General features: G+C 68.9%; 12 protein-coding genes. 3 read left to right on the top strand and 9 right to left on the bottom strand.

The genetic code is table 11. From position 1 onward, the window contains the following. Positions 1-77: 77 nt before the first annotated feature. The 4 genes from KA419_16585 to KA419_16570 form a co-directional block, all read right to left on the bottom strand. Complete coding sequence (locus tag KA419_16585; GenBank protein MBP7867551.1) at positions 78-671, bottom strand: cysteine hydrolase; 594 nt, start codon at positions 669-671, stop codon at positions 78-80. Between the two features lie 178 nt (positions 672-849). Next, positions 850-1,965, bottom strand: coding sequence for a DUF1972 domain-containing protein (locus tag KA419_16580; GenBank protein MBP7867550.1), 1,116 nt, complete (start codon positions 1,963-1,965; stop codon positions 850-852). 205 nt (positions 1,966-2,170) lie between these two features. Beyond that, on the bottom strand, positions 2,171-3,277 hold the full coding sequence (locus KA419_16575) for a DegT/DnrJ/EryC1/StrS family aminotransferase (GenBank protein ID MBP7867549.1): 1,107 nt from the start codon (positions 3,275-3,277) through the stop codon (positions 2,171-2,173). A 151-nt stretch (positions 3,278-3,428) separates the two neighbouring features. Beyond that, complete coding sequence (locus KA419_16570; GenBank protein MBP7867548.1) at positions 3,429-3,608, bottom strand: hypothetical protein; 180 nt, start codon at positions 3,606-3,608, stop codon at positions 3,429-3,431. A gap of 1,692 nt (positions 3,609-5,300) precedes the next feature. On the opposite strand from KA419_16570, the gene KA419_16565 reads away from it, so the two are divergent. After that, the gene (locus tag KA419_16565; GenBank protein MBP7867547.1) at positions 5,301-6,218 is read left to right on the top strand and encodes a DUF4147 domain-containing protein; all 918 of its coding nucleotides are present in this window, start codon (positions 5,301-5,303) and stop codon (positions 6,216-6,218) included. Between the two features lie 310 nt (positions 6,219-6,528). Here KA419_16565 and KA419_16560 read toward each other — a convergent pair whose 3' ends face one another. The 3 genes from KA419_16560 to KA419_16550 all read right to left on the bottom strand — a co-directional run bounded on the left by KA419_16560 (position 6,529) and on the right by KA419_16550 (position 10,868). Then, the gene (locus KA419_16560; GenBank protein ID MBP7867546.1) at positions 6,529-7,935 is read right to left on the bottom strand and encodes a hypothetical protein; all 1,407 of its coding nucleotides are present in this window, start codon (positions 7,933-7,935) and stop codon (positions 6,529-6,531) included. 556 nt (positions 7,936-8,491) lie between these two features. After that, a complete protein-coding gene (locus tag KA419_16555; protein MBP7867545.1) occupies positions 8,492-10,255 on the bottom strand; it encodes a hypothetical protein in 1,764 nt (587 codons plus the stop codon). A gap of 250 nt (positions 10,256-10,505) precedes the next feature. Then, a complete protein-coding gene (locus KA419_16550; protein ID MBP7867544.1) occupies positions 10,506-10,868 on the bottom strand; it encodes a hypothetical protein in 363 nt (120 codons plus the stop codon). 409 nt (positions 10,869-11,277) lie between these two features. Between KA419_16550 and KA419_16545 the strand changes: the two genes are divergently transcribed. After that, positions 11,278-11,904, top strand: a complete 627-nt coding sequence (locus KA419_16545) for a hypothetical protein (GenBank protein MBP7867543.1) — start codon at positions 11,278-11,280, stop codon at positions 11,902-11,904. Between the two features lie 100 nt (positions 11,905-12,004). Here KA419_16545 and ruvC read toward each other — a convergent pair whose 3' ends face one another. Further along, positions 12,005-12,592: a crossover junction endodeoxyribonuclease RuvC gene (gene ruvC / locus KA419_16540; protein ID MBP7867542.1), complete on the bottom strand. Its 588-nt coding sequence runs from the start codon at positions 12,590-12,592 to the stop codon at positions 12,005-12,007. Then, positions 12,570-13,310, bottom strand: coding sequence for a YebC/PmpR family DNA-binding transcriptional regulator (locus KA419_16535; GenBank protein MBP7867541.1), 741 nt, complete (start codon positions 13,308-13,310; stop codon positions 12,570-12,572). The genes ruvC and KA419_16535 overlap by 23 nt, the downstream gene beginning before the upstream one ends. A 136-nt stretch (positions 13,311-13,446) precedes the next feature. Between KA419_16535 and KA419_16530 the strand changes: the two genes are divergently transcribed. Continuing rightward, positions 13,447-14,388, top strand: coding sequence for an MTAP family purine nucleoside phosphorylase (locus tag KA419_16530; GenBank protein ID MBP7867540.1), 942 nt, complete (start codon positions 13,447-13,449; stop codon positions 14,386-14,388). Positions 14,389-14,492: the final 104 nt, after the last annotated feature.

Below are 14,492 nucleotides of genomic sequence, written 5' to 3'. Positions count from 1 at the left end.
TGATCGCCGAAGCATCCCCCCCTGATTGGATAGCGGACCTTCCCGGATGTTTCATCGTGAAAGTCCCGGACCGCACCTCAGGGTTTCAGGCTGTCCAGAACCAGTTCCATGGCCTCGTAGGTGACGGTGTCGCAGATCCGCTCCACGGCCTTGGTGAGCTCGGTATCGTGGCTCATGATGGCGTTCTGGACCATGAAGACCCGGAAGTCCAGGTCCTTGGCGCCGTGGTAGGTGGCCAGCACGCAGCCGGTGGCGCTCAGGCCGCAGAGGAAGAGGGTGTTGACCCCCTTTTCCCGGAGGATCTTTTCCAGGTCCGTTTTTTTGAAGCCGCTGGGGTGGTTCTTGATCACCTTGGGGTCCCCGGGCTCGACCTTGACGGAGGCGGGGAACTCGAAAGCCTCGGTGCCGGGCTTTGGGCCCTGCTTCGGGTCGGTGTGGTACACCAGGATCACGGGGAGTTTGTGCTCGCGGAACTTCTCGATGCAGGCCCCGATGTACAGGAAAGCGATGGTGCGGTCCTTTTCCGGGACCCACTTGAGGAACGCGTTCTGGATGTCGATCACCACCAGAGCGGGCTTGACCGGCTTCGCCGGCTCCGGAGGGGGGTCCGCGGCCACGACGGCCACGCCCGACACGACAAGGGCCAACAGCAACGACAGCACGTGTTTCATGGATGCCTCCCGGTTTGCAGCGTCAAGGGAGGTATACGGGGGCGGCGGCCGGTTGTTCGAGGCGAGGGGGGCGGGGCGGCCTGAAATAAAAAACGGGTTCCAGGGTCTGGGGAGGCGGAACCCGCTTAGGGGGTAATTCAATTTCGCAAGGGAGTTTACACGGGAATTCCTGAAAATGTCAAGCGTTTTTTTCGCTTTTTCGTCGGACCAGGCGTTCGAAGAGGCCCAGGTAGGCCTCCACCACGGTGTCCCACGCGTAGTGCGCCGCGGCGCGCGCCCGTGCCCGAGCCCGCAGCGACGCGGCGCCCGCGGGGTCGTCCTCGAAGGCCTGGAGCCGGGCGAGCGCGCCGGCCGCGTCGGCGGCGTCGAAGAGGACCCCGGCGTCGCCCACCACCTCGCGGTTTTCCGGGGTGTCGAGGCAGAAGACCACGTTCCCCGACGCCAGGTTCTCCACCAGGGCCGGGTGGGTCCCCCCCACTTCCGTGGCGTGGAGGTAGGCGTGGGCGTTGGACACCAACTCCCGGTACCCCTCGCCGTAGATGGCACCGGGGAAGCGGATCCGGGGGTCTTTCGTGGCCTTGAGGGCGGCGATGTACTCCTTGGCGTACGGCGCGTCGCCCACCACCAGCAACTTCCGGTCGGTCTTGAGGCCCTCGAAGAGCCGGACGACGAGGTGGGCGTTGTTCTCGGGCTCCAGGCGGCTCACGTAGAGGTAGTAGTCCCCGGGCCCCACCCCGAGCCGCGCCAGGGTCTCGCCGGGCGGCGTGTCGAACGGGTCGGCCCCGTAGGGGATCATGGTCGTCTCGGTCCGGTGCCGGTCCCGGTAGTAGCGCTGGATCGCGACGGCGTCGGTCACCACCGCCGAGGGGAACCAGCACGACAGCGTCTCGGACACCCGGTAGTGAAGCCGCCCCAGGGCGTTCCACTTCCTCCGGTTGCGCTCCAGGCCGTCCACGTTGAGCACCACCTTCTTCCCCGTGAGGCGGGGCACCCAGCAGCAGAAGGCGTTGGCGGCGTTGCAGACCAGGAGCACGTCGAAGCGGCGGAACAGGGCGTGCAGGACGGAGAGGACGGTGTGGGAGACCGTGTCCAGGTACTTGTGGCGCACGGCGGGCAGCCGCACCAGGCGGACCCCCTCGTGCTCCCGCAGGCCGCGGGGCACGTAGTGGTTCCGGCCGTAGACGGTGACGGCGTGACCCCGCTTCACCAGGCGGACGGCCAACTCCTGGGCAAAGGTCTCGAAGCCGCCGTAGTTGGCGGGGATCCCCCGGGTCCCCAGGATGGCGACCCGCAGGGGACGCACCCCCTCGGACACACCGGCTGTCATGTCCACCTCGAGGGAATATTGAACCACGAACCACACGAACCACACGAAAGGAATCCGGAGCCGGTTTGTCCTGTCATGTTCCCGAAGCCCCGAGGCCCATCCAATACGGCCCTATGAAAGCAGACTGACCTCAGTCGATTGACGGATTTCATCTCGCCAAGGTTATCCTGCGTCACGGCCGGAAGAACCCGCGAACGGCGGTGATCACCTCGGTCGCTTCCTCATCGGCGAGGCCCTGGTACATGGGCAGGGACATGACTTCCCGGGCGCATGCTTCCGAAACCGGGAAGGCGCCCTCGGCGTACCCCAGGTGCGCGTAGGCCTTCTGGAGGTGCAACGGCAGCGGGTAGTGGACGGCGGTGCCGATCCCGAGCCCCGCGAGGTGCTGCCGGAGGGCGTCCCGACGGGCGGTGCGGACCACGAACTGGTGGTACACGTGCGTCGCCCCGGGGGCGGTTTTCGGCAGGACCAGGTCCCCGACGCCCTCCAGTTCGCCGAGGTAGCGACCGGCAATATGTGCGCGCGCCGCGTTCCAGTCGGGAAGCCGTTTCAGCTTGGCGTCCAGGAAAGCGGCCTGGATGGCGTCCAGCCGGGCGTTGTAGCCCTCGAACTCGTGGCTGTACCGGGCACTCTGCCCGTGGTTGCGCAGGGCGAGGCACTTGTGGGCCACGGCCTCGTCGCGGGCCGTGATGAAGCCGCCCTCGCCGAAGGCCCCCATGTTCTTGGTGGGGTAGAAGCTGAAGGCCGCGGCGTCTCCGAGGCTGCCGGCGACCCGCCCGTCCAGCGCGGCGCCGTGGGCCTGGCAGGCGTCTTCCAGCAACCAGAGGCCATGTTTCCGGGCGATCTCCAGGATGGGACCCATGTCGGCCGGGTGGCCGTAGAGGTGGACCGGGACGATGCCGCGGGTCCGGGGGGTGAGGGCCGCCTCGAGTTTCGCGGGGTCCAGGCCGTAGTGGACCGGTTCGATGTCCGCGAACACGGGCCGGCAGCCGCACTGGGTGATCACCTCGGCGGTGGCGATGAAGGTGAAGGGGACCGTGACGATCTCGTCCCCCGGTTCCACGCCCAGGGCGAGGATGGCCAGGCGCAGGGCGTCGGTTCCGCTGTTGACGGCCACGCCGTGGGGCGCGCCGCAGAAGGCCGCGAAGTTCGATTCGAAGGCGGACACCGCGGGGCCGCCGATGAAGGCGCTGTTGAGAATGGCCTCGCGCACGGCGGCGAGGGCCTCGTCCAGGATCTCCCGGTTCTGCCGGGTCAGGTCGAGAAAGGCTACGCTCATTCCAGGCTCCTTGGGGCCGCCGACCGGCGGCGCAGATTTCGAACGGGCGATTATGCACCATTCCCCCGCGGATGGCAATCCGGATGCGTGGAGCACGGTGAAGGGGTTTAGGCTGTAGGCTGTAGGCTGTAGGCTGTTAGGCTGAAGGCTGTTAGGCTGAAGGTTCGGAGGTCTTCCCATCGGCATCGGTATCGGCATCGGTATCGCTATCGGTATCGCTGTCGGTATCGGTATCGCCATCGGTATCGCCATCACCATCTCCATCGCCTTCAGGCTCGGTGGCCGAAGGGGTTTTCGCGCCCATCCCCTCAAAGCCGTTTTTGTGCAACACGCGCGAGGTCCCAGGACCACGCTTTGCTCCCGCCGCCTTCGGGGCGGGGGCGGAACGGCCTGGGGTTCGCGTGTTCCCGGGGCGCCGCCGCGGACGCCCCTCACGCCGACCGAGACGGTGGCGAATCGCCGGCGTCCGCGGCTTGCCCCGGGCTGAATCGTCCTTCCCCTTCGGGGAATCCGGGGAGGGGGGGATAAATTGTCTCGGGATCGGACGTTCGCAGGGCCCAACCGGGATCGGACGTTCGCGGGGCTCAACCGGGATCGGACGTTCGCGGGGCCTGGCTCGAGCTTGGACGTTTGCCGAACCCGACCGGGGTTGGCGCTTCGAGGGCCCGGGCCCTCCCCAACGGGGAGGGGGCGTCTGAGCCGGGGGCCAGGCGCGGGCGCCGGCCGCGTACGTGCAACGGGCCGTTCGTTCCGGGCGCCCGCGTCGCCGCCCCCGGAACGCGGCCGCGGGGGGAGCATTCGCACCCTGAAAGGGTGCGGGGAAGGCGGGCTTTCCCGGCCTGAACTCCCCGGAAGGCTGCATCCGGAGATGCCGGGCCGCGGAGCGCGTTGCGAAGGGACAAAGGGACCTAAAGGACCAAAGGGACAGGCTGAGCCGGCGCGGCAGGCGGCGCTGACGGAGCATGCGACACGCGTCGGCGCTTTGGGGTCTTCCTTGGCGCCTTGGCGAGAGCCGGTCCGGATCCTGATCTCGCAAAGGCGCAAAGCCCGCAAAGAAAACGGGGCGCCGGGGATGCGGCCAGGGGGCACAAAACTCGCCTTCACCGGGTCGCCCCGCCTTCGGGAGAAAGCTTCCGGAAGGTCTCTCACAAAGGCACGGGGGCACGGAGAAGAACCATAAGGATTGTTGATTCAATTAAATACGACTTTCATTTCTCCGTGCCTCATTTTTTGGTAATTCTACATTTTTTGCGTATTCTGTGCTTCTTTTCCTTCCGCGCTTGATCCGTTTCCGTGTTCACCCGTGGCTCGCTTCCGATTTTCCCTCCCGGCGTCCGGCGTTCCCTGTTAAGATTCCGGAGAGGAGAAAACCATGCCCGAACCCGTGGGGAATCCATTGAGAGCTTCCGCCTGGCGCATCCTGCGTGCCGCCCTGGACGCCGTCGACCCGGGGGCGGCGGTGCGTCGGCACCTGCGGCGGTCCGGCGGGCGCCTGTTCGTCGGGGACCCGGCCGACCCCGGTCCGGTTTTCGACCTCGGGGCCTTCGACCGGGTCCTGGCGGTGGGCGCCGGGAAGGCGGGGGCCTCCATGGCCGCCGCCGTGGCGGAACTCCTGGGGGACCGGCTCTCCGGCGGCCTCGTCGTCACCAAGTACGGCCACGGCGGCGGAGTGGTCGGAACGGGGCCGGTGGAGGTCGTGGAAGCCGGCCACCCGGTCCCCGACGCGGCCGGCGTCCGCGCGGCGCAGCGGATCGCCGGGCTCCTGGAGGGGGCCGCGGCGCGCGACCTGGTCCTGTGCCTGCTCTCCGGCGGCGGTTCCGCCCTCCTCACGGCCCCCGCGGACGGGGTCACCCTGGAGGACCTGCAAGCCCTCACCCGCGTCCTGCTTGCGTGCGGGGCCCCGATTCACGACATCAACACCGTCCGCAAGCACCTCTCCCGGGTCAAGGGCGGTCAACTGGCGAGGTTGGCCGCGCCGGCAACCGTGGTCAGCCTCATCCTCTCCGACGTGGTGGGCGATCCCCTGGAGGTGATCGCCTCGGGACCGACGGTGCCGGACCCCGCCACCTTCGCCGACGCCTGGGACGTGCTGGTCCGTCACGGGGTCCTGGATGCCGTCCCTCCCCCGGTCCGGGCCCATCTGACCGAGGGGCTCGAGGGCCGGGCGGCCGACACCCCCAAGCCCGGCGATCCCCTCTTCGGCCAAGTTCACAACGTTCTCGTGGGAAACAACCGCCAGGCCGCCCTGGCCGCCGCGGCGGAGGCCTCCCGCGGCGGGTTCCGCCCCATCGTCGTCTCCGACCGCCTCCAGGGGGAGGCCCGCGCGGCAGGACGCATCCTGGCCGGCCTCGCGAGGAGCGCGGCTGCCGCGGCACGGGGTCGGCCCGAAAATTGGACACCCGCTCTTCCCCCCGCTTCCGGTCTGGCTGGCGAGCCCTTCCGCCCCGGCGAGAACAGGACACCCAACCACTGTCCGGATGCCGGCGCTTCCTTTTCCGACGGCATCCCCCCCCGGGTCGCAACACCCCCGGCGCCCCTCTGCCTCATCCTCGGCGGGGAAACCACGGTCACGCTGCGGGGGGAAGGACTGGGCGGCCGCAACCAGGAGACGGCCCTGGCGGCGGCCCTGGAACTGGACGGCCTCGAGGGTGCCTTGGTGGTCTGCCTGGCCACCGACGGCGGCGACGGGCCCACCGACGCCGCCGGCGCCTTCGCGGACGGGGAGACGGTCTCGCGCGCCCGGGCCCTCGGCCTGGACCCGGCGGACCACCTCGCCCGCAACGACGCCTACCCCTTCTTCGCCGCGCTGGGCGACCTCGTCGTCACGGGCCCCACCCGCACCAACGTCAACGACCTGGCGCTGGTGATCGTGCATCCGGGGCAAACCGGCCCTGGCAACCTGCTTCAGCGCTTTCCTCCCGGGAGGCGTTCTTTTAACTGACCTCCTCAACTCCGGGGCCGGGGTGCCCCGTGCGGCAGGGTCATTCCTATCCCGAAGGGATTGAGGAAATTAGCCGGCGGGTACTCCCCCGGAGGGGGTGTTCCCGCGGGGAAAAGCGGCCGCGAGAAGGGCCGGCGCCCCGGAGGCGGCGCCGGAAAAAGGTCCACGGGCCCTCCTGCACTTCCAGGGTGCCCTCCGGAACCATGGCGGCAGCCCATGGAACGGCGCGCGTCGGCGTCGTGGAGTACGGCGCGGGGGCCGCCGTAGCGCCGCCTTGGCCCTTGCCGAGGAAAAGGCGCGGGGCCCCGCATCACTCCGACGGCGGTTCCGCGCGGCGGCGCAGCGAGTCGAACCACAGCCGGGCCCCCCGGATGCAGGGGACCAGGGCCGAACCGTGGTCGTAAGGCCCCACGTTGACGTAGTTCACGTTCCCGCCCAGCGCGTACATCCGGTCGTAGGCCACCTCGGCGTTGGCGAAGGGGACCACCGTGTCGTTGGAACCGTGGTACATCTGGAGCGGGGCGACGGGGGCCCAGTCGCAGACGTCGTTGTCCCGGACGGCCCGGTTGAGGGGGTGGTTCTCGTCCGACAGCACTGCCGACAGGTAGGCCGGCACGAGGACGTTCCGGGGGATGGGCGGCAGCGACATGGCGATCTGGCCGGCGTCGTGGAAACCGTCGAAGAGACCGAAGACGGTGACGTCGTAGGGGGAGACGAACACGTCCGCCGGGTCCGACCACACGTCGTAGACAAGGTCCATGGAGAGCAGGGTGTAGGGCAGGTAAGCCACGTGCGCGGAGCCGGGCGTCGAGATGTCGAGCACGTAGGGCACGGTGGTGCCGGAGAGGTCGTAGGGCCCGGCCATGGGCGCGCAGGCCGTCACCGGGAACTCCGCGGCGTGCCGGGCCTCGACGAGCCGGTGCAGGGCCATGGTGACGTGCCCGCCCTGGGAGTAGCCGGCCAGGAAGAGGTCCTGGTCGAAGGCGGCCCCGTAGAACGGAACCGCGGCCCGGGCGGCCCGCATCGCGTCCAGGGCGCACGTGGCCTCGGAGACGGCGTGGAGGTAGGGGTGGAGGCCCGGGCTGTCGCCGAGGCCCAGGAAGTCGGGGGCCACGACGCCGTAGCCCCCGGACGAGGCGAAGACCGCCGCCGCGGCGGGCGTCAGGGAGTAGTCCGGGTTGGAAGGCACGTCCTCCTTCCGGGTCTCCGTCCCGTGCGCCAGGGCCACCAGCGGAAGCGATCCCTTCAGGCCGGCCGGCAGGCCCATCAGGCCGGAAGCGTGGACCATTCCGCCCCAGGGGTCGAGGGTGCGGTAGACCAGCTTGTAGAGATTGACGTCGTAGCGGGCCGGCAACAGGTCCGACAGCCCGGCGTACTGCAGCAGCAGGGCCGCTTCCGTCTTGCTGACGGAGCCCGTGGCCGTCCGGGCGACCACGGCGCCGCGGAAGGGGGGGGCCATCGTGCCGAGCCAGGCGCCGTCGAGGGCCTGAAGGCGGCCGTCCTCGTTGACGTCGGCGTTGGCGGCGTTCACCTGGGCGGGGACGAGGTTGCCCGCCAGGAGCTGGCGCATGGCCGCCTGGTCGGCGGCGTTGATCACCCCGTTGCCGTCCACGTCACCGGGCAGCGGCAGGGTCGCCTCCGAGGCGAAAACGAGCGGGGCCGCCGCCAGGAGCAGGCAGACCGCGGTCAGGATCGGGCGGAAAGCGCGTCTGGACATGGGAACCTCCGGGACCGTCGGGATGAACGACCCGATTGTCTCACGCCCCACCGCCCGAATCAAGGTCGATGCGGTCGCAAAAAGCGACCATGGACCTTGGCTGAATTCGAGGGCTATCCGTTTTTCCTGGCGAGCTTTGCGCCTTTGCGAGACCGGGATCCGGATCGACTCTCGCCAAGGCGCCAAGGCGCAAAGATCGCAAAGGAGGACCGCATCCGCCGCAACTGCTTCTCCCGGCCGACGTTTCAAGAGATCGACTTGCCCCGTGCGGATCGCGGCCTTTCGTATCTTCACCGCGCCAGGGTCGTGAACGCCGCGTCCTCACCCCGTCAGGGGTGAAATATTTGTAGAAAGGGCAGTTATAAAGATTTTCCTCCCCCGCGCGCCGCCGGCCGGGAGGGTGCTCCGGAGCACGGTTCACCCCCGGCGGCGCGCGGGGGGATATGAATAATAACCTCATTTACTACAAACATTTCACCTCTGACGGGGTGAGGGGGCGGCGGCGATCGACTCCCGGTGGCGGGAAAACCCGCCCGGCGGCCCCGCCACGGGGTCCTCATCGCCAGAAGTAGTGCCAGGAGTAACCCAGTTCCACCGGCGCCCCCGGCGGGAGGGTCACGGTCCACCGGATGCGGCCCACCTCGTTGAGACGGGTCCACCACCACGGCCAGGAAAACCACCCCCACCAGCCGGGATAGGGGTTGGACCCGCCGGTGAAGCCCGGGTCCTCCAGGGTGTTGACCCGCTCCACCTTCCCGCCGAGGTCGGCGGTGTCCACCCGGCCCAGCGCGTGGCGAACCACCTCCACCTCGACCGGGGCCTTCCGGTGGGAGACCAGGACGATCTTCCCCGCCAGGTCCACCCGGGCGTAGGCGTCGCCCTGCCAGCGCTCGGCATCGGGTTTCCGGGCCGTTTCCACGTCGGTCTTCGTGACCCGGACGTCCACCGCGACGGTGACGGGGAGGTCGGCGTCGGACCCCGGGGCCGCGTAGGTCATCAGGGACTGGGCCAGCACCCGCCCGTTCTCCAGGATCAGCGCCGGGGCCGTCGTCAGGGGGACGTCGCTGCCGTTGGTCAGGCGGACCTTGTGCATCACCCTGGGCGCCGCCACCAGGCGGGCCAGCTCCGCCTGGCGCGCCCCATCGACCTGCCGCCACACCTCGGGAGGCGGGGCGAAGGGGATGTCCAGGAGGAAAACGTCCCGGTACTTCATCGTGAACTCGCCGAGGGTCACCACCGTCCGTTCGCCCTTCGCCAGGGTGAGACGGGGGACCGTGAAGACGTAGAGGTCCCCGGCCCGCCCCGACCCGGCCACCTCCGGCCCGAGACCGCCCTCGCCGCCATCCGTTTCCCCCGGCCCGGCCCCGTTCGGGACGACCGCCGAGGCCTGCTGGGTCATGATGGCGTTGGAGAAGGCGTAGGCGGTCCGCGCCTCGGGGCGGAAGTGGGCGGAGAGTTGAGCGGCGGCCTGTTGCAGGGAGATGGGGTCGGGGGTGTCCTTGAACTCGAAGCTGGGGACCCCCACCACCAGGTGCGCCGTCACACCCTCCAGGTCCGCGAGTTCGTTGACCAGCGTCGCCTGGAGCCGCACAACGGCGTTGCCCCGGCCGTCCAGCTCCACCTTGTAGCTCGGGACCCACCGGATGCCTTTCTGAAGGTAGACCAGCCCCACCTCGGCCTCGGCCGCGGGACGCCCGCCCCGCCACTCCAGGTCCAGCGTCAGGAGGTCGCGGAACTCCTCGCCGGCTACCGACGTCCGGTAGTCCGACGGGAAACTGAGGTCCAGGATCCGCTCGAGACCGATGACCTTCACCCCCGTCTCGGTCCGGAGCAGCACCACGTTGCCCTTCTCCACCGCCTTTTCGCCCCCGCCCCCGGGGGAGAGGGCCTCCAGCTCCTCCCCGGACCGGAATGGCAGCCCCTCGATCCGGGCCCGGTACGTCCGCGGCTCCGGCCCGTGGGTCTCGGTGACCACCACGTCACGGCCCACGTTGGCTTCCACCAGGTCCCTCAGGCTCAGGGCGGTCCGGTCGGTGTGCACCCTGCGCCGGCCCGCCGTCACGGTCCGGAGCCGGGCGCCCGGGTCGGCGGCGTAAGGCCAGAACGTCCCCACGACGGGGGTGGGCAGGTAGTCCAGCACCACGCTGCCCCGGTCGTCCGTGGGCATGCGGCCGTGGTGCAGGACGAAGGCGTGCCCGTCCTTGAAAACCGTCACCTCCGTCACCGGCAGGCGGGCGAGCGACCGGCCGGGGGTCACCGGTCCGGCCAGGGCCCAGCCGGCAAGCCAAATCACCAGGATCACCGTTGCCGCGGGGATCATCCGCCTCGCCGCCCCGACCTTCACCCCCCCGACGATGTTCAGGCCCCTCGACTGCTTCCTGCTTTCCATGTCTCACCTCCAGCCGTCGGATTTTTCACTCCACGGTTCCCTTATACCGGGAAATCCGACGCCGGGGCGTAACAAGTCCGTAACGGCGGGGATGTCAAGATGCAAAACGCCCCGTTTCCGGGGCGTTCCTGCTCGAGGGGCCCGGTGAGGCCCGCCTCACCGGTTTATGTTCACGGGCTCTTCAGCGCCCGGTCCAGCCGACGCCGAAGTAGACCCCGCCGCCGTTGTACCCGGCACGGAAGCCGGCGCCGTGGCGGTTGTACCTGGGGTAGCGGTGGTAGCGGGAGTACGGGCGGTAGTGGGGGTGCCGCCAGTCGCGGCGGAACTCGGGCCGGCGGTGGTAACGGGCGTCCCGGTAGCTGTCGTGCCGGCGGTCGTAGCGGTCCGCGCCGAAGTGCTGGCCGGAGTGGCCGTAGTTCTGGCCGTAGTAGGACCCTTTCCCGTGGAAGTTCTTCTTCTTGTTCTTGGAGCCGGGCAGAGCGAAGACGGAGAGCATCGCGGCGAGCACCAGGACCAGGCTGACTCTGAAGAATTTGTTTTTCATGATCGACCTCCTGCTTTCTCTTGTTTTCGGGAGCCCCCCGGCCCTTTTCCGGTACCGCTCCCGTTTTCACCGTGATGGAGGCGGGGGGGCACGGGAGAGTTCACGGAATTTCGAGAATATTTTTCTCGCTCTAAAAACAACTGAAATTATGGGGGTTATACTCTGGACATCCCGGGTTGGCCGGGCGTGTTCCCCGGGCGGGCGGCGCACCGGCCCCCCAAGTGTCGGGATATTTTACAGTTGGTCCCCGACCGGACGGCCCGGGGGCCATGGGGGACCGGGGCGGAGTTTCCCTTGACACCCCGCGGGCTTCCCCGTACAATCGCCTCGTTTGCCCATCCGGAACCCTTGCCGGCATCCCGAGCGGAATGAGAAGAAACCGGCGAAACCCCGCCCCGGAGGAGATGCGATGAGAAAGACCCTTCTGCTGTTCGTGATGTCGACGGCCCTCGTGGCGGTGCACGGCCGTCCCGCGTCACCGGAGAACGCCGCTGCCGGGCCCCCGGCGGGCGCGGAGGCGTCCGCCGCGGTCGCGAAAGAAAGCGGCCTGACCGGCGCAAGCGTCCCTTCCTACCGTTTCCTGTACGGCCTGTTCGAGGTCTTCGGCCTGAAGGAGTCCGGGAAGCCCCGGGTCAACGCGGCCTCCCTGGCGGTGGCCGCCCGCGTCTCGAAGGACGGGTTCGCCGCGTCCTTCGCCGGGAAGCGCTTTCGCATCGAGAATCTCCTGGGCCTCTCCGTCCGGGTGGACAAGCTCGGCACGGAACTCGAGGCGGCGGCCCTCGACCCGAAGTCCGACACCGTGATGGCCGAAGGCAAGGTGACCCTCGAAGGGAAAGCGGTCGAGGTTTCCGGTTTCCGTTTCGGTTTTCGCCTGCGTTTCGAGGACCCTTACGACCTCGTGTGGATCGCCCTGCCGCCGGCACCCGGGGGAACCGACACCCCGTGGGACCTGAAAGGGCCTTTCAACGTGGAAGCCACCGTCGGGGAACTCCAGGGCGACACCCTGACCCTCACCGGCGCCCGTCTGGTCCGCTGACCCCTCCCCGCAAGCCCGGGCCCGGATTCCGAACCCGGATTACCGTTCGCGTTCTTCGCGGCTCTTTCTCCGGCGACCCGGGGTGAGGCGCTTGCGGCTCTCAGCGGAAGCGCCGGCCGATCTTCAGGCGGGGCGGCCCGGGGGTGTTCGCGGCGGCGAGGTCCCAGGCCGACCGCACGGCGTGGTGGTTGACGTGGCACAGCGCCGCGGCCAGGGCGTCCGAAGCGTCGATGGGGATCTCCCGGCCCGCCAGGCCCAGCAGGAGGCGGACCATGTCCCGAACCTGCTCCTTTCCCGCCCGCCCGTACCCCACCAGCGCCTTCTTGATCTCCAGCGGCGTGTAGGAAAAGGTCTCCACCCCCGCCAGTTCCAGGGAGAGGAGCACGGCGCCCCGGGTCTGGCCGAGCTTGAGGGCACTCTGGACGTTCAGGGCGTAGAAGACGTTCTCGACGGAGGCGGAGTGGGGTTGGTAGAGGGCGACCGCCTGGGTCAGGTGCTCGTGGATGAGACGCAACCGGCCGGGAAAGGTGGGCTCCCGGCCGGCGGCGATGGCTTCCCAGAAAAGGACGCGGCTTTTCCCGGCCGCGTGCTCGACGATCCCGACGCCCGTGGTCTCGCTGCCGGGATCGACGCCGATCACCCGGAGCGCGGGCGCCGCCGGGACGTCAGTCCTGCATCTCGGATTCATCGATGTCGAAGTTGGCGTAGACGTTCTGTGCGTCGTCGTGGTCCTCCAGCGTCTCCATGAGCCGCAGCATCAGGCGGGCCTCGTTCCCCGTCACTTTGACGGTGGTCTGGGGGATCATGGCGATCTCGGACTCCGCGATGGGAACCCCCGCCTTGTCGAGGGCCTCCTTGACGGTCTCGAAGGCGTCGGGCGAGCAGGTGATCTCGAAGCTGTCGTCCTCGGCCTTCACGTCGTCGGCGCCGGAATCCAGGCCGATTTCCATCAACTCGTCCTCGGTCTTCCCCCCCTCGGTGATCAGGAAGTACCCCTTCCGGTCGAACATCCAGGACACACAGCCACTCTCGCCCAGGTTCCCGTTGTTCTTGGTGAAGATGTGGCGAAGTTCGGAGACCGTGCGGTTCTTGTTGTCGGTCATGGTCTGGACCAGGACCGCCACGCCGCCGGGGCCGTACCCCTCGTAGGTGATCTCCTCGTACATGGCCCCCGGAAGTTCCCCCGTCCCCTTCATGATGGCCCGCTTGATGTTGTCCGCGGGCATGTTGGCGGCCTTGGCGTCGGACACCGCCTTGCGCAGCCGGGCGTTGCCGTCCACGTCGCCGCCGCCCAGCCGGGCCGCCATGGAGATTTCCTTGATGAGGCGGGTGAAGATCTTGCCGCGCTTGGCGTCGGCCGCCGCCTTCTTGTGCTTGATGGAATGCCACTTGGAATGTCCGGACATGGGTTCGCTCCTTAGAGAGAAGAGTGCTCCGGCAAACGGAGCGGGATATATTATAATGACGTCCCGGTAAAAGGGAAGAGAAAATCTCTCCGGGCAACGCCCTCCGGGGCGTCGATCCGAGAACGGGAGGCCGATCATGGACAGGAACGGAAAGCCGGTGGAAAGGCTCGAGGGAAGCGGAACCGCGACGCCCCTGGCGGTCGTCGGCGGCAGCGCCGCCTGGCGGCTGCTGGAGCGGGCGGGGTGGGAGGTGCGGGAGACGGTCACGGTGGAGACGCCCTTCGGGCCGTCGCCGCCGGTCCGGACGGTCCGGTGGGAGGGGGGCGCCGTCGCCCGCTTCGTCTCGCGGCACGGGGAGGACCGCTACGCCGTCTCCGCGCCCTTCGTGAACTACCGGGCCATCGTGTGGGCCCTCAAGTCCCTGGGGACGGAGCGAATCCTGGCGTGGTCGGGCCCCGGCTCGCTGCGGCCCAAGCGGTTCCGGCCCGGGGACCTGGTCATCCCGGACGACCTGGTGGACGAGACCCGGAACCGGCCTTCGACGTTCTTCGCCGGGAAAGGCTGGGGGTTCATCCGCGTCCACCCCGTCTTCTGCCCCGAGGCCTGCAAGGCGCTCCGCCAGGGGACCCGGGACGCCGGCCGGGGCTGCCGCGACGGCGGGACGTACGTCTGCACCGAGGGCCCACGGCTGGAAACGCCGGCGGAAATCCGGAAGTGTCGGGTGATCGGCGGGGACCTGGTGGGGATGACGCTGTGCCCCGAAGCCTTCCTGGCCCGGGAGCTGGAGATGTGCTACGCCCCGCTCTGCTACGTCACGAACTTCGCGGAGGGCCTCGTCCGGCGCCCCGCGAAGCCCGGCGTCCTCTTCGGCGGGATGCTCACGGACGCCGAGCGCGAGCGGGTGGATGAGTGTGTCGAGGCCTTCCCCGCCGTCTTCGGCCACGCCCTCGCCCGCCTGGCGGTCCTGCCCGGCCGGTGCATCTGCCGCCAGGCCATGCTCCGCTACCGGCGGGAGGGTGTCCTCGGGGAGGACTGGAGGGAGTGGGTGGGGGGAGAGGCTGTAGGCTGTAGGCTGTAGTCCCTACGAAGTAAGATCTTTGGCAAAATGAGCAAGATTTGAGATCATCGGTGGGCTCCCACCGCTTTCAGAGCGGGGAAACCCGATGCGGGGACGGAGGAGGG

Source organism: Acidobacteriota bacterium (assembly GCA_018001935.1).
Classification (GTDB): Bacteria; Acidobacteriota; JAAYUB01; order JAAYUB01; family JAAYUB01; genus JAGNHB01.
Note: the sequence above shows the minus strand (reverse complement) of the source record. Positions and strands in the feature narration are given on the sequence as shown.

Coding starts and splice junctions, on each gene's coding strand:
- KA419_16585 (MBP7867551.1), bottom strand. CDS start 671: ATGAAACACGTGCTGTCGTTGCTGTTGGCCCTTGTCGTGTCGGGCGTG.
- KA419_16550 (MBP7867544.1), bottom strand. CDS start 10,868: ATGAAAAACAAATTCTTCAGAGTCAGCCTGGTCCTGGTGCTCGCCGCG.
- KA419_16575 (MBP7867549.1), bottom strand. CDS start 3,277: ATGAGCGTAGCCTTTCTCGACCTGACCCGGCAGAACCGGGAGATCCTG.
- KA419_16535 (MBP7867541.1), bottom strand. CDS start 13,310: ATGTCCGGACATTCCAAGTGGCATTCCATCAAGCACAAGAAGGCGGCG.
- ruvC (MBP7867542.1), bottom strand. CDS start 12,592: ATGAATCCGAGATGCAGGACTGACGTCCCGGCGGCGCCCGCGCTCCGG.
- KA419_16545 (MBP7867543.1), top strand. CDS start 11,278: ATGAGAAAGACCCTTCTGCTGTTCGTGATGTCGACGGCCCTCGTGGCG.
- KA419_16555 (MBP7867545.1), bottom strand. CDS start 10,255: ATGATCCCCGCGGCAACGGTGATCCTGGTGATTTGGCTTGCCGGCTGG.
- KA419_16560 (MBP7867546.1), bottom strand. CDS start 7,935: ATGTCCAGACGCGCTTTCCGCCCGATCCTGACCGCGGTCTGCCTGCTC.
- KA419_16530 (MBP7867540.1), top strand. CDS start 13,447: ATGGACAGGAACGGAAAGCCGGTGGAAAGGCTCGAGGGAAGCGGAACC.